20 protein-coding genes are annotated in these 19,538 nt (G+C 65.3%); 4 read left to right on the top strand and 16 right to left on the bottom strand.

Features of this window, described 5'->3' with window-relative positions; all coding sequences use genetic code 11:
* Positions 1–209: 209 nt before the first annotated feature.
* From SJY41_RS14300 to SJY41_RS14270, 7 genes are all read right to left on the bottom strand, one after another.
* Positions 210–1,067 carry a GGDEF domain-containing protein gene (locus tag SJY41_RS14300; protein ID WP_380782787.1) on the bottom strand — a complete coding sequence of 286 codons (858 nt, stop codon included), beginning with the start codon at positions 1,065–1,067 and terminating at the stop codon, positions 210–212.
* A gap of 204 nt (positions 1,068–1,271) precedes the next feature.
* Positions 1,272–2,639: an anti-phage deoxyguanosine triphosphatase gene (locus tag SJY41_RS14295; RefSeq protein WP_380782785.1), complete on the bottom strand. Its 1,368-nt coding sequence runs from the start codon at positions 2,637–2,639 to the stop codon at positions 1,272–1,274.
* Positions 2,640–2,737: 98 nt separating this feature from the next.
* On the bottom strand, positions 2,738–4,336 hold the full coding sequence (locus SJY41_RS14290; protein WP_380782783.1) for a hypothetical protein: 1,599 nt from the start codon (positions 4,334–4,336) through the stop codon (positions 2,738–2,740).
* A 188-nt stretch (positions 4,337–4,524) separates the two neighbouring features.
* Positions 4,525–5,040 carry a cupin domain-containing protein gene (locus SJY41_RS14285; protein ID WP_380782781.1) on the bottom strand — a complete coding sequence of 172 codons (516 nt, stop codon included), beginning with the start codon at positions 5,038–5,040 and terminating at the stop codon, positions 4,525–4,527.
* Positions 5,041–5,140: 100 nt separating this feature from the next.
* A complete protein-coding gene (locus SJY41_RS14280; protein ID WP_380782779.1) occupies positions 5,141–6,097 on the bottom strand; it encodes a CPBP family intramembrane glutamic endopeptidase in 957 nt (318 codons plus the stop codon).
* The gene (locus SJY41_RS14275) at positions 6,081–6,863 is read right to left on the bottom strand and encodes a hypothetical protein (protein ID WP_380782776.1); all 783 of its coding nucleotides are present in this window, start codon (positions 6,861–6,863) and stop codon (positions 6,081–6,083) included. The genes SJY41_RS14280 and SJY41_RS14275 overlap by 17 nt, the downstream gene beginning before the upstream one ends.
* A gap of 14 nt (positions 6,864–6,877) precedes the next feature.
* Positions 6,878–8,497, bottom strand: coding sequence for a serine hydrolase (locus tag SJY41_RS14270; protein ID WP_380782773.1), 1,620 nt, complete (start codon positions 8,495–8,497; stop codon positions 6,878–6,880).
* A 247-nt stretch (positions 8,498–8,744) separates the two neighbouring features.
* On the opposite strand from SJY41_RS14270, the gene SJY41_RS14265 reads away from it, so the two are divergent.
* The 3 genes from SJY41_RS14265 to SJY41_RS14255 all read left to right on the top strand — a co-directional run bounded on the left by SJY41_RS14265 (position 8,745) and on the right by SJY41_RS14255 (position 11,033).
* The gene (locus tag SJY41_RS14265; RefSeq protein ID WP_380782772.1) at positions 8,745–9,158 is read left to right on the top strand and encodes a hypothetical protein; all 414 of its coding nucleotides are present in this window, start codon (positions 8,745–8,747) and stop codon (positions 9,156–9,158) included.
* Positions 9,142–9,801: a hypothetical protein gene (locus tag SJY41_RS14260; protein ID WP_380782770.1), complete on the top strand. Its 660-nt coding sequence runs from the start codon at positions 9,142–9,144 to the stop codon at positions 9,799–9,801. Before SJY41_RS14265 ends, SJY41_RS14260 begins: the two co-directional genes overlap by 17 nt.
* Positions 9,802–10,229: 428 nt before the next feature.
* On the top strand, positions 10,230–11,033 hold the full coding sequence (locus SJY41_RS14255; protein WP_380782768.1) for a helix-turn-helix domain-containing protein: 804 nt from the start codon (positions 10,230–10,232) through the stop codon (positions 11,031–11,033).
* Positions 11,034–11,065: 32 nt separating this feature from the next.
* Here the strand turns inward: SJY41_RS14255 and SJY41_RS14250 are convergent, their stop codons facing one another.
* The 9 genes from SJY41_RS14250 to SJY41_RS14210 form a co-directional block, all read right to left on the bottom strand.
* Complete coding sequence (locus SJY41_RS14250; RefSeq protein ID WP_380782766.1) at positions 11,066–12,187, bottom strand: sensor histidine kinase; 1,122 nt, start codon at positions 12,185–12,187, stop codon at positions 11,066–11,068.
* A 437-nt stretch (positions 12,188–12,624) separates the two neighbouring features.
* Complete coding sequence (locus tag SJY41_RS14245) at positions 12,625–12,927, bottom strand: putative quinol monooxygenase (RefSeq protein ID WP_380782764.1); 303 nt, start codon at positions 12,925–12,927, stop codon at positions 12,625–12,627.
* Positions 12,928–12,935: 8 nt separating this feature from the next.
* Complete coding sequence (locus SJY41_RS14240) at positions 12,936–14,075, bottom strand: L-dopachrome tautomerase-related protein (protein WP_380782762.1); 1,140 nt, start codon at positions 14,073–14,075, stop codon at positions 12,936–12,938.
* 23 nt (positions 14,076–14,098) lie between these two features.
* Entirely contained in the window at positions 14,099–14,644 is a 546-nt protein-coding gene (locus SJY41_RS14235; protein WP_380782760.1) for an ester cyclase, read from the bottom strand.
* A 13-nt stretch (positions 14,645–14,657) separates the two neighbouring features.
* A complete protein-coding gene (locus SJY41_RS14230) occupies positions 14,658–15,449 on the bottom strand; it encodes an SDR family oxidoreductase (RefSeq protein ID WP_380782758.1) in 792 nt (263 codons plus the stop codon).
* 27 nt (positions 15,450–15,476) lie between these two features.
* Positions 15,477–15,686 (bottom strand): hypothetical protein, encoded by a 210-nt coding sequence (locus SJY41_RS14225; protein WP_380782756.1) that lies wholly within the window; start codon positions 15,684–15,686, stop codon positions 15,477–15,479.
* 66 nt (positions 15,687–15,752) lie between these two features.
* A complete protein-coding gene (locus SJY41_RS14220) occupies positions 15,753–16,523 on the bottom strand; it encodes an SDR family oxidoreductase (RefSeq protein WP_380782754.1) in 771 nt (256 codons plus the stop codon).
* A gap of 40 nt (positions 16,524–16,563) precedes the next feature.
* A complete protein-coding gene (locus SJY41_RS14215) occupies positions 16,564–17,418 on the bottom strand; it encodes an alpha/beta fold hydrolase (RefSeq protein ID WP_380782752.1) in 855 nt (284 codons plus the stop codon).
* Positions 17,415–18,209 carry an SDR family NAD(P)-dependent oxidoreductase gene (locus SJY41_RS14210; protein ID WP_380782750.1) on the bottom strand — a complete coding sequence of 265 codons (795 nt, stop codon included), beginning with the start codon at positions 18,207–18,209 and terminating at the stop codon, positions 17,415–17,417. Before SJY41_RS14210 ends, SJY41_RS14215 begins: the two co-directional genes overlap by 4 nt.
* 110 nt (positions 18,210–18,319) lie before the next feature.
* Between SJY41_RS14210 and SJY41_RS14205 the strand changes: the two genes are divergently transcribed.
* Complete coding sequence (locus SJY41_RS14205) at positions 18,320–19,273, top strand: GlxA family transcriptional regulator (RefSeq protein WP_380782748.1); 954 nt, start codon at positions 18,320–18,322, stop codon at positions 19,271–19,273.
* Positions 19,274–19,538 lie beyond the last annotated feature (265 nt).

The following is a 19,538-nucleotide window of genomic DNA, read 5'->3' as shown; positions in this document are numbered from 1 at the left end:
TGTGATGCATCTTCCCTCAACAGAGGATAGCGGCCCGCGTTAGTAGAGACGTCTACCTTCCTCAATGCAGCCATCGCCCGAAGATCCCGATCATGCGGGAGTCGGCAAAGCGGCCCTACGGAAACTGACATGAGGTTCTCGGCGACGGCGAGAACCTCATGGAAGATGCCTTAATTCTGTCCGTGCGTAATCGGTTTGATGCTCGCCGATCATTCGGCGAGTATTGCGTCGGGGCAGGCGATAACCCGGTCCCGGCCGGCCCTCTTGGCGTCGTACAACGCGACGTCGGCCTTATGCATCGCTCCGGTCAGCGAGGCATAGTTGCGGACGATCGCGAGGCCGCACGAGAAGGTCACGGGACCGTTCGGCGAGACACCGAAGCCTTCCCCGTTCAGCGTGACGCGCAGCCGGTTCACGATCTTGTTGGCCTCGTCCAGATCCGTGTCCGGCAGCAGGATGGCAAACTCCTCACCACCCCAGCGCGCAGCCAGATCGGTTCGCCGCAGGCCACGTTCCAGGAACGCGCGGAGAACGCGGTCGCCTTCGCGGTGCCCGAAGCGGTCGTTGATGCCCTTGAAGTGATCGAGATCGATCATTCCGACCACCGAACTGCGATCGTCATTAAGCAGCGGGACGATCGCGTCCATGAACCCGCGGCGGTTGCGCAGTCCGGTCAGCACGTCTCTTTCAGCAGCTTCGGCCAGCCGGTCGATCCGCGCGGCGGTCTCGGCGGCGGCATCCGAAACGCCCGCGAGCAGCGCGCCGACCAGGTCTTCGCCGCCCGTAGGCACCGGTCCGATGGGCTCGCCGCGTTGCACCGCGCGCAGCAGGCTCGTGGCGTGTGCGATCGGCGCTAGCAGCGCCGAAAGCCCTGCGATGCCGGCGGCCGTGCCTACTAGCGTGGCCCCCAGCAGAGATAGGAAGAGCCGCCAGTCCCAAGCGTTCACGATCATCTGCGTCACGCAGAACGCGATCAGTGGCAGATGCACGGCGCCGAAGCACACCGTGAACACCCGTAGTTGAAAACTGCGCGGAAACAGGAATCGAGTGCTGGCGTAGAAACGCATCTGGCCGTCCTTAGGTAATCATGGAACGGCTATGCGGTCACGGTTGATCAACGGTTAAGATCATGTCCGCTGCAAGTTGAACGGTTCGGCTAGTCGGTCGCGCCCATTACGTTCGCAGGTCATAGGCACACGGTGAACGAACCGTGCGTCCGGCAATGGTAGGTCCCCAAATGTTTGCCGTTGGCGCCTAGCGTCAATTGACGGCTAGATTCGATCGAACACCGATCCCATGCGCGGGCTGAACAGGCGCTCGTACGTCTTGAGCAGGAAGCTGTCGGTCATGCCTGAGATGTGGTCGCAGATCACCCGCCGCTTGTCGTCCGCGGCGGCGTATCGCGCGCGCGTGGAGTCCGGTAGCAGCTTCTCGGGATCGGACGCCAGCGCGTCGTACACCGCGACGACCATGTTCTGGCCCTTGAATTCGAGGTGCTGGACCGACGCGCTCTGAATGACCTTGATCATGACCGCGTCCTTGAGCGCTTCGAGGAAGACGCGCTGACGAAGCGGGAGATCGGCACGATAGCGCAGCAACGGTGCCTCGAACGCCTCGTCTGTAATGATCTGAACGTGGGTGATGAAGTGGTGCACCATTCGGCTGATGCAGCGCTTGCGACGACCTTCGTCCGCTAGCGCTGCTATGAAGCCATCATGGACGTCGTTTCCGAATTCGTCCGGATAGCGTTCCTTCAGCGCGTCCAGGAAACATCCGGAGACGTTCTCAGGGATCATCTCCCGTAGATCGTCGGCGTCCATCAACCCCATGGCAAGCGCATCCTCGAGGTCATGGACGCCGAAGGCAATGTCGTCGGCAAGATCCATTATGCTGCAGTCGAAGGACTTGTGTCTGGTCTTGCCGTGCTTGCCCGGAACGGCGTCCCAGCTCGTGAAGCGGTCGCGATCCTGGTCGCTCAGTGGCTGCAGAAGCCAGTCGACGACGTCCTGTTCGGTGTCGAGGTAGCATTTCGGCGGCTTGCAACTCCCCCGGTCGATTAGCTGCACGACGCTCGTGCCCTTCATGAGCCGCGGTTCGGCTTTTCGATCGGGGTTGCGGATGGACAGGTAGGGCGCTGGATACTTCAGGACGCCGAGCATGGTCCTGCGCGTCAGGTTGGCCCCCGCGTTCTCGGAGAAGCGCTCGAGCCGGGCTAGAATTCGAAGCGTCTGACCGTTGCCCTCGAATCCGCCGGCATCCCTCATGACGTAGTTCAGAGCGTACTCGCCACCGTGTCCGAACGGCGGATGCCCCAGATCATGTGTGGCGCCGATCGCCTGGATCATCGCGAGTTCGGGGATCCAGGCGAAGGCCGGATGTTCCGCGAAGTCCTTCTTCATCTGACGGGCGAGGCCACCGGCGATCTGCGCGACCTCGATCGAGTGGGTGAGCCTGTTCCGGTAGAAGTCGCTGTCGCCGAGGTTCAGGATCTGGGTCTTGCCCTGAAGGCGACGGAAGGAGGCCGAGTGGATCACGCGCGCATAGTCGGTGGCGGGACCGTCTCGAGCGTCCTCCTTCTGCGGATCCCACTTTTCGCGTCGCGCCGCCCAACTGGTCGATTTCGGATCTATGGAAGTCATCGATGTTCCATTTCATGGTCTCGGATCGTGAACATAGACGATCGGCATCGCGGGACGTGGCTGCTGCTGGTCTGTGAACCACTATCTCATCCCTTGGCTCAGGGCATGGAGATCGTCTCGCTGGGGCCGAACGACGCCGAGACCCCCGTCAGCCAACGGGCGTTCTTCGCGAATTTCGCCATCGCCTCCTCGTTCGACTTCACCTTGCGAACGATTGCCAGATGAAGTGGCCCGGAAGTCCAGGTTATGACGTTCCCGTCCTTCATGGCGCTCATTCGGGTACGGGCGGCGTATGCAAGCGAGCGATCGCCGAACACGATCCGATTTATGTATAGTATGTCGTAGTGATCGCTCGGCTGCGTTGGCGCAGCGTCTGTCGTGAAGGTCAGCGGGGACAAGTCGTTCGGCGACTGTTCCATCAGCCGAAGCAGTTCGAAATCCTCGGCGGCTTCGAGCAGTTGGTGCGAGGTCAGCTTGGTGTCCGGAGCCTGAGCGCGTGCCATTGCCCAGTGCGCCGCATCGGCGGCGTACGCCATGAGCTCATAGTGGCGCGCCTCTTCCACATCCGGGACGGGAGCGACGCCACCCCTGATGGGCGGCGGCCCATCACCGCGCCGGGGACTTATCTGAATCGTCAACGGTTCGGAGATGGCCCAGGCGCCGATGCGGTAGAAGGCAGCCCAGTCAGCCGTCGTTGCGGCCGCTTCCTCGATCCCGGCGGTGGCGGCGAAGAGAATCGAGGACGCGACGGCACTCGACGAGTCGCTGACGTCGAGCCGCACCCTCAGGAGAGGTCCACGGGCTTCGAAAACCAGGCGGTTCGGACCCGTGACCTGGACCGGAACCTTGAAGAGGTCCGCCGCGATCGGCACCGTCTCGCCATCACGGTCGCGAACCACACGGATTTCGCAACGGTCTATGCGACGCGGACTGACGGCGATGTATGGTTCTTCGTCCCCACCGTGCTTCCCGGTCCACGGCAGTCTCTCCTGATCGATCGCGATGCCGAACCTGGTCTCGCTGTACTGGGTTCCGGCCACGCGAAGCGGTCGAAGGCCGAGAAAGCCGTCAATCGCCTCGTCGATCGATGCTGCCTCTACCGTGGTTCGTACTTTGAGCCGACCGCGCTGGTAGCCGAGTTCAGCGAGCTGCCGCTCCTTCTCTCGCGCGTACGCGACCATCCCGTCAGCCACATGGTGGTCCATCGCCGGTCTAAGGGCCGCCCCCGTGACCGAACCCAGTGGCATTCCCCATTTGGCCGCCGATGCCTGGTAGGTGAGGCCGACCGATCTCACGCCATCGGCCTGTGCCTGTCGCAAGCGCTTCAAGATTTCGGCCAGGAAATTCCCGGCCACATGGATCAGACGAACGCCGACGAAGGTCAAGTCGGGGTCTTCCACCTCGAGAACCGCGATGAATGCGGGCCGACTGTCCTTCACGATGTTCTCGAACGTGCCAAGGTTGAGGGTGATGGTGTCGTTTCCGACCCAGACCGTCTTCACCTGCACGTGGCAGGTGATCGGGGCGGGGCGGCTGTCGAGTGGAGCGTCATTGTCGAGCGGCCACGTGACCACATAGTCCCAACCGACTCTGTCCCGGTCGGACTTGTTGGCGACGAGGCGCGCGTCGGCACAGAGCTCGGCAAACCGGCGTTCACCCTTTTCTCCAAGACCATCGGACTCGAGGGGACGCGTCAAGGTAAAGTCCTAAAGTGACTAACTATCACCCTTGGCGGGTTGACGTCATGATAACCTGTCGAGACACCCAAACCCCATCTCCGTTTTTGGGACGGCCGACGAAGACCATCCCCGATCTTCGGTACGGGCGCTACGCATTATGTCCAGAGCGGTGACGGAGCCTGCTGCTTTGATCCGGTGGCGCATTGCTATTTGCCGGCCGCGATCGACGGGGCGCCGTCCGCCCAATCCTGGCGTCCCGGGGCGAAGAAGTCGATGTCGACCGTGTCTTCGGGGCAGTGGAATTCATGCGGTACGTTGGGTGGGATGACCATGATCGTCCCGGCCTTCATCGTGAAGCGGCGCCCTTGGGAGAAGACGTCGCACCGCCCGGAGACGATCCAGGTGATCTGTTCGTTCGAATGATGGTGGAGGGGGAAGACGCCGCCCGCCTTCACGGTCCACTTGACGAACGTCGACTGGGCGCCGCTCAGATACTGCCGCTGCACCAGCGGGGAGATCTGCTCCTTCGGCTGGGCGTCGAGGGCGTAGAGCATGGGCGAGGCGGCCGTGTGGCCGCTGATCGAGGGGATCAGCCCCTTCGTGGGGGCCGCAGTCACCTCTGGCGACCCGTTGAGGTCCGGTGCCGGGAGCGTCTGGGCGAAGGCGATTGCTCCTGATGCCGCGGCGCAGCCGGCGATGATCGATGCGATCAGTCTTGACATGGGTTGTCTCCGTATTTTGTCAGGGTGGGAGCGATCGCATTCTTTCCGGGTGCCCCTGCGTAGGGTCACCCGCTTCCATGTCTTCGCGGTGGTGATGGCGTCAGCAGGCGTCGCGTTTGGTGGGTTTGCCCTTCCTCAAGGGCGGTCGCGACGACCTCGACCAGGCATTCCCCGCCAACGTCAGCCTCAGAACGACGACGAAAACCGCGAGACCGATGATGACCGCGACCGGCGACGCCTCAGGTCCGAAGCCTCCGCCGGTCAACCAGACCGGCGCGCCGGGTGAGGGGAGGCTTGTGAACAGGCTGCCCTCGCCGGGCATCCCGGAGACGCGGGCGCCGAAGATCGCGCCGAGCGTGAAGTTCCAGCCCGCGTGCGCGCCGACCGACATCCATATGCGTCCGGTGAGGAGGTAGAAGCCCGCGAAGGTCAGGCCCGCCTCGATCGCGATGGCAACGGCCGAACCGGTCGACGCGTCCGGATTGGCCAGATGGGCCAGGCCGAACAGTGCCGCGGAAAGGGCCAGCGCGACATCGACCCGGAATGCCCGCGCCAGCAGGCGGAAGATCACCAGTCGCGCCAACAGCTCTTCGAGCAACCCCGTCCCGAGCGTCTCGCGGACGTCGTGCAGTTTGTCGCCCCAGACGCCGGGCGTGATCGAATATGCACCGGTAAGCGCGAGGAACCCGATCGTCGCGCCGATGATGGCGGCACCCGTGGCGACGCCGATCGCGAGCTCGACGGGAAGGGCCGCGAGGCGCAGTTCGACGGGCGCGCGCTTTTCCCCCCACCGCACGAGCGCCGCGTACGCGCCGTATCCGAGAACCACGGTGACGAAGGCCATCGCGAGGATCGCCGTCGCGTCGGACGTGACGCTGCGGACGACCGACTGGAGCGACAGGATCGCGACCAGGACCACGAGCATGGCGGCCATCCACAGCAGACTGCGCAGTGGGCGCCACCTACCCGGCTCCAGCACGCCCCCTGGATCCGGCAGGTTCCGGGCGAGGCGGTCCGCGAAGCCTTCGAGAGGCAAGTCGTCAGGACCCCTTTGCATAGGTGTATCCGGCGTGCTGGAGTTCGACGAGATAGGCCACGACGCTCGGGACGAGCACTGCGCCGGGGATCAAGTTGTTCGTCAGGTCCGCCGCCACCGCATCCGCGTCTCCGCCTGCCTTGGCCACGATGCCGCGCGCGATGGCGTGGATCGAATCGTGGCAGGCCACGATGACCGCGCCGCGGCGCTGGAGCGTGACGATGTTGTTGTTCGCGGGCCCGTAGAAGCCGTCCAGTCGCTGCCTGCCGTCACCGGGGGAGACCCCGGGCGCCTCGCGGATCAGGGTGTTCTCGGTGAACTTGCCGCCCGTGTTCGCCGCGAGGCCGTATTTCGTCCACATGTCCTGACTGAACAGGGCGAGGTGAGCCGTGCCGTGCGTGGCCGAAACTGCGAGGAAGTCGGGGTGGCCGTGGGCGAAGTTCTGTCCGTTCATCGCCTCGCGCATCAGGTTGAGCCACGGCGCCGCGATGTCGGAGTTCTCCCATACCTGGGTCAACGCGCCGCGATACGCGAGAAGAAGGTCGGACGCTTCGTGGTCCCACAGGTCGTCGCGATCGATCATGAAGGGAACGGACGTGAAACGACGTCTGCGCGGGGCTGCGGCCAGACCCCGGGTAAGTGCGGCCAGAAGGCTTGCACCGGGTGCCAGACCGCTCGGTCCGACGGACGGCGTCGCACCCCAGAGCGCCTGTGGTGCCGCCACGAGAAGCGCCGCGCTTCCGGCGAGACCGAAGGTCCGGCGGCGGGTGATGGGAAGATCGAGCATCGGTTCGCTCCCTGCTAGTAGGCGTAGACGTTGGCGGCGTTGCGCGCGGCCCCGTCCATGAAGCCGGTCATCGCCTTGATCGTCCCGGCGTCCTTCAAGCCATACCGACCGGCGAGGGCGTCGAGGTTCGGGTAGCCGATCCACGTCCGGCCGCGCGCGTCCTGCCAGACGAGCATCCGCAACGGGAGATCGAGACCGATCGCCTGATCCTGCTGCATGAGCTTCGTGCCGACCTTCGGATTGCCGAAGACGACCACGGTCGTGGCACCGAGCTGCTCGCCGACGCCGCGGGCGTTCTCGGCGTGATCGAAGGTCGCGAACACCGGCACCTTCGCGGTCGCCAGCCCGCTCTTGAGCCGTGCCACGGTCTCGGACGGGCCGTACTTGCTCTCCTGCGCCACGATCTGCCGCTGATCGATGTCGGGACCGAGTTCGCCACGATAGGCCGCGGCGATCTGGCGCGCGAGGACCGTGAGGTCGACGCCTTGCTTGTTGGACAGGAGCGTGACGCAGACGAGTTCGTCGGACTCTGTGAAACGGCTGAGGTATGAGCTGAAGCCCGGGGAGTCGCCCTTCACCTCCATGAAGCCGGGGTGATGTGTGAACTCCCAGCCGATCATGGCGGGAACGACCGTCCCGTTGGCCAGCTTCGTCGGCATGTAGACGACGTCGCGGTCAGCCGCCTCCTTGATCAGGGTCGAACCGGCGAGGCCGATATCCCACTTGCTGATGTCCTCCGCGGACGACCAGAGGTCGCCGAAGCCGAAGAGGTTCGAGGAGGCCTCTGGCGCGACCGCCACCATGCGGCCGTTGACGAGCTGGTAGCCGGTCGCGGGCTCGACCGGGTTGATGAACGGTACTTCGGACTTGAACCGCGAATGCTGATTGTCCCCCGGATGCGACGCCGGCCGGTCGATCTTCGCGGATTTCGCGAAGTCGTCGGCGAACATCGTGCTCTCCAGGGCCTCGCGCTCGATCTGGTTGACGCGGACGAATTCGCGGTAGGGCATGCCGCTGGCGTGCTCGATCGCGAGGGCGAGCAACGTCGCGTCTGTCGCGCTCAGGCGGACCTGCGTGCCGGTCTTGAACAGCAGCGGGTCACCGCGCACGAGATCGATCAGGTCCCGCGGGGCGTACCGCTTCGCGTTGTCGAGCTTGCCCCGGTAGTCGGGAATGCCCGAGCTATGCTGCATGAGCTGGAGGATCGTGACCCGACCCCATGCCGCGGGAAGCCCGTCGACATGGCGCGATATCGGACCCGACAGGTTGAGCTTGCCCTGCTCCTTCAGCTGCATGACCGCGACGGCAGTGAAGGCCTGGGTGATGGGACCGATGTTCCACATCGTCTTGGTCGAAGCGAGCTCGTCGAGATCGAGGTTGGTCTTGCCGTAGCCGGAAGAGCGCGGAATGTAAGGCGCCTGGACGATGGCCAGGGTCAATCCCGGCAGCTCGTGCTTGGCGATGAATGTCGCGATCAGCTCGTCGATGGTCTCGCCGCGCAGCGACAGGTTTGGGGAGCCTCGCTCGATGGGAAGGCGGGGCGATGGGGCAGTCTGGGCGGCAGCAGCGCTGGCAACCGCCAGTGCCGCAGCCGCCGACGTGAGGAATAGGCTCGCTGCTCGACCAAATCGCATGTCTTGTCTCCGGGTTCGGCGAAGGCGGACGGTCCTCCTTCACCTTTGTTGGAGACGGTATTGCGCGCCGTGCGCGCTGTGCCGCCATTCCACGCAGTGTGGTGCCGCCCCGTACGATGGTAGGTGTCGTGAAGGTGCCAGTATCCCGCTACGGAGGACGGCGATGATGCTGGTCGAGGAACGGTGGACTGCTTGACGATCGCTCGTCCTCCACAGACAGCTGCTCCGGGCGACGAGGGGATGAAGGTTGGACGACGAGGAGATCGAGTCGATGCTGCGCGCCCTGCGCGGTGCGTTGGGGGAGGCGGGCTTCGGCACGGCGGGACTGTCTCGCGACGCGCCCTCTGAGGAGGGCCCGGTGCTCGACGGGCGTGGAGAGCTGCTGCGGGTGATCGAGGAGTATGAAGCGATCCTGGTCCTCGCGCCCAAGATGATGGCTGAGACCATGCGCGTCCTTGACGCCCGCTCGATCGAGTTCGTGCCAGACCCCGCCGACCTGCGGTTCACGAACGCGCGGACCGATGTGGCCCGGCGACCGGCATCTTCGGCCGGAGGCGTGGCCATCACCACGGATGGGCTGGCGGAATGGATGGGCATCGCCTCCGATGCCAGCACGATCATTGCGGAGGTCAGAAGGATGCTCGATGGCTACCAAAGCTGATCTCGAAACCGCCTTGAAGGCAATGCTCGGCGCGTCGGCGAAATTCTGGCCGAGTCCGAAGGACAATCCGAAACTCGACGACTATTACGAAGCCTATCTCTGGGCCGAGACCGTCCAAGCGGCACGCGGCGCGGGATGGACCGTCCTGTTTCTAAATGCCGGCGCCGCGAGCAACGAGTTCAAGTTCAGGATGGGTCCAGGGATCTTCAAGAGTGCGACCCCCTTCACCTTTGCCCGCTTCAAGGCCGGTGTGATAGACAAGGGCGAGCTGCACATCGGCATAAGGGTCAAGGGCAACTCGGGCGTCCTCCACGAGTTCGACGTGCTCGGCATCGATCAGCATCACGCGACGCTCTCGCGCCAACAGGGTACCCATCCCCATCATTCGGGGACACGGCTGCATGTCGAGGCCAAGTTCCACAAGGCCGATCTGTCGCTGGGCGTCGGCCGGGCGATCGTCGGGCTCAAGTGCGACTGCCCCTCAATACATCCCTTTCTCGTATCCCGCGCGGAGGGCGCCAAGACGATCCGGACGCTCATCAAGCACTACGGCGGCACCTACGTACACAATGCCTTTCCGACGGACACTGGCATCGGCTACCTCCGGAGTTGCCTACAGGCGGCGGTCGTCACCTGGAAATGATGGCTGACGGCGATTTTCTTCGCGGTGTGCCCGAGCGCGTCTTCCCCCGTCAGCCGTGAGCAGGCAATATCGGAAGGATCGACGATCATCGCTCCCCCCAGTGCAGGGAAACACGAAATAGCGGTCGTCGAGTTTCCCTGCATGACGCAAGCGCCCCGTGGCCCCAGCGCACGACCGCGTTGCCGTCGCCCGGCGGGGGCGTCTGTTCAGCCGCCCCGCGGCATTAACGTCTTCGAGGGGGGGGCGCTTAGACATAGGAAGGGACCGCCAGCGAAAGCCCCTTCATGGTGCCGCCGCCAGTCGCCTGCTGGGGCTGCGGGAGAACGGCCTGATCCAGAAAGCCTTTTGCGATCCCACCTTTCGCCATCGGCAGCCTGGTCGTCTCCAGAATCATGTTGTCGAGCGGGCTGACTCGAACGGCGGCTGACGTGCTGCGCAGGCTCGATGATGGGGCGATGACGTGGTCTGATGGCTACGAACTCCTGCAGGATCGTGGCATCAACCAGGAGCGACCCATGAACGGCAGCGACGGCTATGAAATGACCATCGGGAACAGAGTGAAGGCGCTCCGCGCATCGCGCGCGATGACCCAGGAGGATCTCGCCGGCATCGCTGGGCTTGGCCTCGCCACCATCCAGCGCGTCGAACGCGGTCTGCCAGCCGCGGCCGGGACCATCGCGTCTCTCGCCGCGGCGTTCGATCTGACCGCCTCGGACCTGACCGGCGACAATGACACCCCCGACCATCAGCCATACGTCCCATTGACCTCCATCACGACCGGTAGGCAGCTCGAATCGCTGCTCGCCGTGGCGGACCGCCTGGATTTCGGTTTCGGCGAGATCGACGATCTGGCCACGGCCGAGCTGATCGAGGAACTCGAGACGTTCTGCAGTCCCAGCGGTGCAGCGCGAACGTCACCTGGGGCGGTCACGCTGGTGAAGCAGCAGATGGCCGCGCGCAACCTGCTCGCGAGCCTCGCCGTTGCTGGCCTAGCCGTCACCGGCGCGAACTACTCCTTGAACTGTGCCGAGATCGACGATGACATGGGGGCGGGAATGCCGATCCTGATGGCACAGTGGACGAGCGAATGCGCGGTCATCCGGGTGGCGGCGAAGGAGACGCCAATCTTGCGCGCGTACATCATGGACGGCCTGGGCAGCTACGAGGTCCCGGCCGAAGGCGTTGTCTGGCCCCAGCGAAACGACGGAGCGGAGGAGTGGGCGTCGATCTAGCCGGACACCGGCGGCGGCATCACGGTCAATCGTCAACCGCCCGTCGGGAGCGGCATCTCGATGACGAAGACGGCCCCTGGACGATCTGTGCGGTTCGTCGCCGATATTGTACCCCCATGCGCCTCGACGATGGTCTTGCAGATGCTGAGGCCGAGGCCCAGTCCATCGGACCGCGAGGTGAAGAAGCTCTTGAAGACAAGGGGGAGGTCCTCGTCCGAAATGCCGGGGCCGGTGTCCCGTACGTCGAGCACCAGCCTTCCGCCCTCGTGCCTTCCGTTAAGGGATATCGCCGGCGCTTCGGTGCCGTGATCCCTCATGACCTGTATGGCGTTCATGATGAGGTTCACGAGCAGCTGCTGGATTTGGATGCGGTCGACCGCGACGTGGGCATCCTCGTCGTCGATGCCGATGGACAGCGCGATCGCGTTGCGCTCGAGCTCATGACGCACGAACCGAACCGCTTCGCGCAGGAGTTCACCGATCGGGACGAGCGAAGTCCGGCCAGGACGTCGTGCCGCCATTCCTCTGACCCGCCGGATCACCTCGCCGGCGCGAGTGGCTTGAAGCGATATCCGTTCCGTGGCGCCCCGGATCGACTGCAGGTCCGGTTCCGGCTGATCGAGTATGTTCAGCACCGTCCGCGCTGTTATTCCGATCGCGCCCAGCGGTTGGCCGAGTTCGTGAGCGATGGACGCCGAGAGTTCGCCTAGCAACGAGATGCGCGACACGTGCGCGAGTTCGTCACGAAGAGCCTCGGTGACCGCTCGGTGCCGAAGCTCCTCCGTGATGTCGATGAAGCCGGCCAACCAGATGCCGTCCTCGGCACGCGGCACGTTCAAGACGACGCAGAACAGGGAATCGAACGGTGTCCCGTCGAGCCGGAGGGTGCTCGCCTGCTGCTGGAATTCCCTCTGGCCCTGGACGTACGCATCGGAGACGTTCCCGAGCGCGGTGCAGTCGCGCGAGAAGAAGCGGTCGGTCGACTGTCCCACGAACTCCGCCTTCGCGGTGCCGCCGAACACCCGCACCGCGGTATCGTTGAGGTCCAGGATCACGGCGCCGTTCCGGATGATCGCCAGATCCTCAGGGCTTTCCTTGAGATGCTCGAGGAGGTTCGTGACGCCGGCCGCTCTGAGCTCCTTGGCGCGGCGCACGCGCCGACGGGCGTCAACGACTACGAACGAGATCGCCGAAATTTGCATGAACACCCGATACCAGGCGTCGCTCCATTCGCTTTCGGCTGGCGGAACGCCCGTGGCACTCCGCGGCGCGAGACTGGACTGCGTCGCGCTTGATTCGTCCGACCCAGTCGGTTTGAGGGCATTGTGTGGCACGGATACAGACTAGGAAACCCGGCTCACGCGAACATCCCCGACGGAGGTATGTATGCGGGTCCTGTCAGAGGATGGTCTGGTTCGATAACGAAAGGGTCGAACCAGCGCGCCGTTCGGCGCGCTGGTTAGGAACCACGGCGATGGTCGCCGTCTCGGCTTCCATTGTCATGCACCCGTGCCTTGACCGGTCAGCTCCGCGGGAATGCGGCGCTTAGGGCCGAAGGCCAGGCCTTCGCCGTCGGAAACGGCTTCATCGACTAGTCGAGGCGTTGCAGTCGTTCGACGCGTAGCGGTTCGCCAAGCAGTTCATCGAAACGGGCGGCAAGCGACTTCAGGTTGGGCGCATCGCCGTGCGCGTCGAGCGCGGCCTGGTTTTCCCAGATCTCGTACATGACCACGGTACCCGGAGTTCCGCGGATCACATGCGGGTCGTACGCGATGCAGCCTTCCTCCTTGCGGACTTCGGGGACGATCGCGAGGATCGCGTCGGTCAGGGCCTGCTCCTTGCCGGGCTTCGCCACGAGATAGGCTACCACCTGGATCTGGTCGGTGTCGGTCATTGTCTTCCTCACTTCAAAAGGACGGGGCCGGCGCCGATGCGGACGCGCAGCAGTTGATAGGGTTGCTTGCGAAGGTCGCGACCCTCGTGGAATCCGGCCTGTCGCTGAAGCTGGTTCGCGGTGAAATACAGCCAGCCGTCCTTGCTGACGGACAGGGTGTCCGGCCATAGGATCTTCGGATCCTGCGCGATCGTCTGCCATTTGCCGCCTGAGAACCGTCGGATGGTCCCATGCTCGTAGTCGCCGGCGTACACGTTGCCCTTCGCGTCTTCGGCCAGACCGTCCGACGGCGCCTTGGGGCCGAGGTCGCGGATCGCCGCGGCTATCTGCGCGTCGGTCGCCGCCGGATCGCGGAGGAGGGCGGTGGGCACGCTGTAGAAGTGACGGCTGGAAAGGGCGCAGTAGTAGAGCGTGGTGCCGTCCGGCGAGATCGCGATCCCATCGGTGGCGACCAGCCAGGGGGAGGGCGTGCCGCCCGCAGGCCGGTTCATCAGCACCTGTCCCTCGATCGTGGGCGTGAAGCCGGGATCGGGAAGGGTCGAGGGGTGACCGGACAGCCGGCGTACCGCCTTGCCGGTGGCGATGTCCACGACGATCAGTCCGCCCGGACCCTTGATCGAACTGTCCGTGATGTACGCGACGCCTTCGGCGCCTTGCCGCAGGTCGAAGCGGACATCGTTCAGATAGGTGGTCTGCAGGACGACGTCTGGCTGATCGAGAACCAGGGTCTTCACGACCCTGTTGGTGGCCAGATCGATGGCGACGAGCTTCGCGCCGCCCGGCACGGGGGCCGAGAAGCCGGGCGCCCCCGTATCCAGCACCCACAGCCGGTTGGCACCGTCCGCGACGACGCTCTGGACGCTGACGAAATGATCCCGCGTCTCGCCCTGTCCGGAATCGTTGCTGGCGGCGTCGGGATAGGCCACCGGCTTGCCGCCCTTCAGTTCGGCGACCGCGAACGGCGGATTGTCGCCCCATTGCGGGTAGTTGAGGAAGATGCGGCCGTTGGGGGCGACCGTGACGCCGGTCGGCATGGCGCCATTGAGATCGGCGACGACTTCCACCGGAGCGGTCTTCTGCTGTGCGGCGATCGGCACCGACAGTGCGGCGGCGGCGAGGGCCAGCGCGGTCATGGAACGTCTTGGCATTGCTGATTCCTTGGTTTGATGGCTCACCGTGCGACCACTCCGGCCTGCTGCAGGAAGGTCAGGTTGTCCTCGAGATGCCAGTTGTCGGTGATGCGGCCGGCCTGGACGCGGACGATGTCCGTGGCGATGAAGTCGATGGGCTGACCCGAACCGGACTTGTCGCTGAGATGTCCGGTGAAGTGTCCGGAGAACCGGAGGTGGGATACGACCCGGTCACCGACCACGAGGCGCTGGACGACCTTGACCCGCAGGTCTGGAACCGCGGCGAGGAAGCTCTTGGACGCGGCCATTGGACCGGCAGGGCCCTGCGGACGGTTGGGTGGGAGAGTGTGGTCGACGAAGTTCCGTGCGAGCGCGGCGTCGAGCAGCGCCGCGCTTCCGTTCGCCCAGAAGCCGTAGAACGCGTCCACGGGCTTCAGGATCTCTGCACGCTGCCGGGACGACAGGTCGCCGGAGACGATGAGTTCCGCGGGGCGGGTCGCAGCGACCGCGGCGGCGTCGCCGGGCGTCTGGGCGATCGCCGGTGAGGTGATGGCCGCCATGGCCAGCGCGACTGCGAGTAGGCGCATGATCATGTTCCCTTCAGGCGATGGAGCCGCCGCCGTCGACCGTCAGGGTCGAGCCGGTGGCGAAAGGGTTGGTTGCGAGGAGCAGGATCGCGGAGGCTATGTCCTCCGGCTTTCCGACGCGCCCGACCGGAAGCCGGGTGGCGGTGCGCTCGAACATCGCGGCCCGGTCCGCATCCGCCATTCCGCCGTAGATCGGCGTGTCGATCAGCCCGGGAGAGACGGTGTTGACCCGCACGGGCGCGCGTTCCAGCGCCAGACCGCGAGCGAGGGCTTCGATCGCGGCGTTGATCGCGCCCTGAAGGACCGAAGCCGCGCTCGGCCGATGGGACAGGAAACCGGATACGAACGTGAGCGAGCCGCCTTCGCTGATGCGGCTGGCGCGCGCGATCCGGTACGCTCCCCAGAACTTGCTCTCCATCGAGGCCTTGGCGTCCTCGAGGGACAGGGTGCCGACCGCGCCGCCCTTCGTCTGCGCGGCAGAGACGACGATGTGGTCGAACGGTTGCTCGACGGAGAAGAAGTCCTCGATCGCCTGGTTGTTGCCCGTGTCCAGGACGACCGAGCGAACGCCGATCGAGTCTGCTGCCTCTTCGAGCTTCGATCCGTTGCGGGAGCCGATCGTCACGGCCGCTCCGGCACGGCTGAACGCCGCGGCCGTCGCCAACCCGATGCCACTGCTGCCACCGACCACCAGAACGCGCGCATTGCTGAGATCATTCGTCATTTCGACTTCCTTGCTGTGCAGCCGAAGATGGCGCCGGGTGGCTTGAGACTCCACGGCCGTGCGCGCATGTCGGCCATGCATCGGTGCATGGCCGGGCCCGCGACGAACTTAGTCACGGCGTCGACGCGAACGCGAACGCCTGTCGGACGGGACGTGCTCGAGCACCAGGGGCGCCAATACCACCACGGCGAGACCGGCAAGCATGGACGCGATGTAGCTGTCCTGCAGAGCGGGCATCGCTGCGAAATACAGTGCGATCGCGCCGACGATGAGCGCCGTCAGCCTCGCCAGCTGAGCCATGGTGGTCTTGGTCGGCATGGATACCTCGGGCGGATTGGAAGGACGTGCGATCGCCCGGGTGAGGAGAGCGCACGTCCCTCGGGGTCAGGCGGCGAGCGCCGTCGGGATCGGATTGTCGATCATGTACGTGTTGAAGCTGTTGAAGAGCGCGTGCTCGCCGGCGCCGGGATTGTCCCGGACCTCCTTGATCGAGTCGACCACGATCTCCTCGTCGTCGCCTGCGAGCTTCTCCATCGTCTCGGCCAGGAACGCGTCGAGCTGCATCGCGCGCGGATCGCCGCTCTTGACGATCAGATCGGTGTCCACCCACGGCGGCGCGATCTCCTGCACTCGCACCGACGTGTCGCGCAGCATGAAGCGCTGCGACATGGTGAAGGTGTGCAGCGCGGCCTTGCTCGCCGAGTACACGGCGTTCGTGGCGAGAGGCACGTAGGCGACGACCGATGTCGTGTTGAGGATCACGCTGCGCGGCTGCTTCTTGAGATGCTCGATCAGCGCGGACGACATGCGGATCGGACCGAACAGGTTGGTCGTCAGGATCGCCTGCGTGACGGCATCGTCGATCGGGCCCGAGGCGTCGTCGAAGGGCATGATCCCGGCATTGTTGATGAGGACGTTCAGTTTCGGAAAGCGTGCGATCAGCTCGCTCGCGACGCTGTCGATGCTCGCGGGATCGGTGATGTCCAGGCGGATGCCCGCCATGCCCGGATTGGCCGCGATCACCTCGTCGATCAGCGTCTGACGACGACCGGAGATGATGACCTGGTTGCCCTTGGCGTGGAACGCTTCGGCGAGCGCGCGTCCGATGCCGGAGGTGGCGCCGGTGATGAAGATCGTGTTGTCGGTGAGTTGCATTGGATTTTCCTTTCGAAGTGAACTGATTGTTTGAGCGGTGTCAGCCGAAGCGGCCTTGGCTTCGGATCCAGTCCGTCACGGCCCGCGCGTAGTCGTCGGCCGCGTCCTCCCAGACGAAGTGGCCGGCTTCGAGCACCTCGTGTCGACAGTGCGGAAGCAGGTGCTCGAGCAGGTCTCCGTTCGAGGGCGGAACCAGCGGATCGGTGCGGCCGGACAGGACGAGGACCGGCGTCTCGATCGATCCCAGAAGTCTCTGGAGCAGCGGAAGATCCTGCGGATACGCACGGACGTAGGCCGCCGCTTCCATGTACCGCCCGTCGGCGGACGAGAGGCGGTAGTCCTCCATCACGTCCTGGGGTGGCTGGATGGCGATCAGCGCCTCGATGACGTCGACGACCGGGCCTGCGTCGTCGCCGGGATCGATCGCCTCGCGCGGCCCCTCGATGATCGTGCGCAATTGATCACCGACGAGCGCCATGTCCGTGGCGCCACTCCCCACGGTCACCGTCGCGAAGCGGTCCGGAGCCATGGCCGCCGCGAACAGGGAGGCCGCAGTCCCCACATCCGGGGCAACCAGGTGGCAACGCTCGATTTCGAGTTCGTCGAGCAGTCGGACATAGAAGGCGCCCATGCCTTGCGGCGTGAGATCGGCCGGGATCGCATCGGATCGTCCGAAACCTGGAAGGTCGACGGCGATCAGCGGCCCTAGGGCTTCCAGCTGAGGCCATACGTTCCGGAAGGCGTAGATGCTTTCGGGCCAGGGACTGCTCAGAAGTATAGGCAACCCCGTCGCCGCTCCGCCGCGTGCGATCCGGATGGACCGACCGTCGATGCTCACGAACTCGGGGTCGGGGAGGCCGAGCGGCATGGTGCGCTCCTCGAGCTCGATCGTCATGCGACCGCAGCCACGTAGCGGGCACCCGGCGTCGCGTGCGCGAGGTCTGCCGTGATGCGCCTACGCTGCGCTTCGTACTCGTCCCACAGCGCGCCATCCTGCAGCGGCGGAATGGTCACGACTTCGCCGAGATCGAGTCCGGCGAGCGCCGCGTCGACCATGTCCTCGGCCTGCATGACCATCGGGCTGTCGGCGTAGTCGCCGTAGCCGGCGATGCCCCAGAACTCGGTCGCGGTGCCGCCGGGCAGGACGGCCTGGACGCGCACGCCCTTGTCGGCGAGTTCGTGCTGAAGCGACTGCGAGAACGCGAGTACGAAGGCCTTCGTGCCGCCGTAGACGCCGTTCAGGATCTCGGGTCCGATCGCGACGATGGATGAGATGTTGATGATGGTGCCGCGACCACGTTCGGCGAAGCCCGGCGCCGCCGCGTAGGCGAGACGCATCGGCGCCGTCACGTTCAGGTCGACCATCAGCTCCATGCGATCCACGTCCGACTGCAACAGCGGGGTGACCCCACCGAAGCCGGCATTGTTCACGAGCATCGTGATCGCCGCGTTGTCCCGCAGGATCCGTTCGACCTTGAAGAGGTCGTCTCCGTCCGCGAGATCGGCGCTCACGACGTTGACCGAACGGCCGGTCTCATCGGTGATCCGTGCCGCGACGGACTGCAGCCGTTCGGTGTTCCGGGCGACCAGGATCAGATCATGGCCACGGCGCGCCAGACGGTCGGCGTAGATGGCACCGATCCCGCTGGAGGCGCCGGTCACGAGCGCCGTTCCCTTGTTCGTCATCATAGTTCTCCGGTTGGGCCGCCCGTCGCGGTCGATTGGCAGATAGGCTTGATGCGAGACGTCCGAAATGTCATAGAAGCGTCGCTTAAGGACATTCGTCGGGAATTCGCATGCGCAAGGTCGGCTTCATCCTCCACCCCGGCTATTCGCCGATGAGCCTGGCGGTCTCGACCGTCTTCGAAATGGCCAACATCCATGCGGGAGAGCCGCTGTACGATGTCCGGATGCTGTCCGAAGAGGGCGGTCCGGTCCGGACATCCGTCGGCTTCGAGGTGATGACGACGAGGTTCGACGGCGCGGCGCTGGACCTCCTCGTGGTGGGCGGAAGCATGGACGACGCGACCCCCGAGGTGGTTGCGTTCGTCAGAAGGGCCCCGGCGTTCGCGCGGCGCATCGCCGCTCCCTGCATAGGCGCGCTGGTGCTCGCGGAGGCGGGGCTGCTCGATGGTCGACGCGCCACGACCCATTGGATGTACGCGCGGGACATGGCGCTGCGCTATCCGCGGATCCGCGTCGAGGAGGACCGCATCTTCATCGCGGATGGCCCCATCTGGACCTCGGCCGGCATGACCGCGGGGATCGATCTCGCCCTCGCGCTCGTCGAGGAGGATCTGGGCATCGAGGTAGCCCGGCAGATCGCGCGCCGGCTCGTGGTCTACCACCGCCGCAGCGGAGGGCAGTCGCAGTTCTCGACGTTGCTCGAGCTGGAACCGAAGTCCGACCGCATGCAGTCGGTTCTGACGTTCGCGCGACGAAACCTCACGAACAGGCTTTCGGTCGAGGATCTCGCCGAAGTCGCCCATCTGTCGCCGCGCCAGTTCAGTCGCGCCTTCCAGTCGGAGACCGGGCAGTCGCCGGCCAAGGCGATCGAGCATCTCCGGGTCGAGGCGGCCCGGGCGCTTATGGAGGACACCAACCATTCCATCGACGCGGTCGCTCAGCAGACGGGGTTCACCGATCGCGATCGCATGCGCCGGGCGTTTCTGCGGACGTATGGGCAGCCGCCGCAGACGATCCGCCGGTCCGCGCAGGGCGCGGGCGCCGCGGAGCCGGTCGACGCTTGAGGGATAGGGGACCGCGTCACGCATGGAGAAGCCAGGCGACCAGGAGCGTGACGAGGAGACCGGCGGTGCCGACCGAGAGACGGAGGCGACCCTGAGGGCGGATCGGTTCTGACGTCGTCATCATTCGCCTTTCTCCAGTCGGGTGCCGGGCCGGCCCGCTGCCGGGGAGGGGAAGGCAGCGTCACAGATGGGGCGTGTGTTTCATCCGGCCCGGTCGACCTGATTGTGCAGCGGGCCCCGCCGGCGGGACAGGCGTTCGCCGGTC

Origin of the sequence: Sphingomonas sp. R86520 (assembly GCF_042466285.1) — a bacterium.
Classification (GTDB): Bacteria; Pseudomonadota; Alphaproteobacteria; order Sphingomonadales; family Sphingomonadaceae; genus Sphingomonas.
The sequence above is the reverse complement of the archived record's forward strand: the minus strand, read 5'-3'. Positions and strand labels throughout refer to the sequence as shown.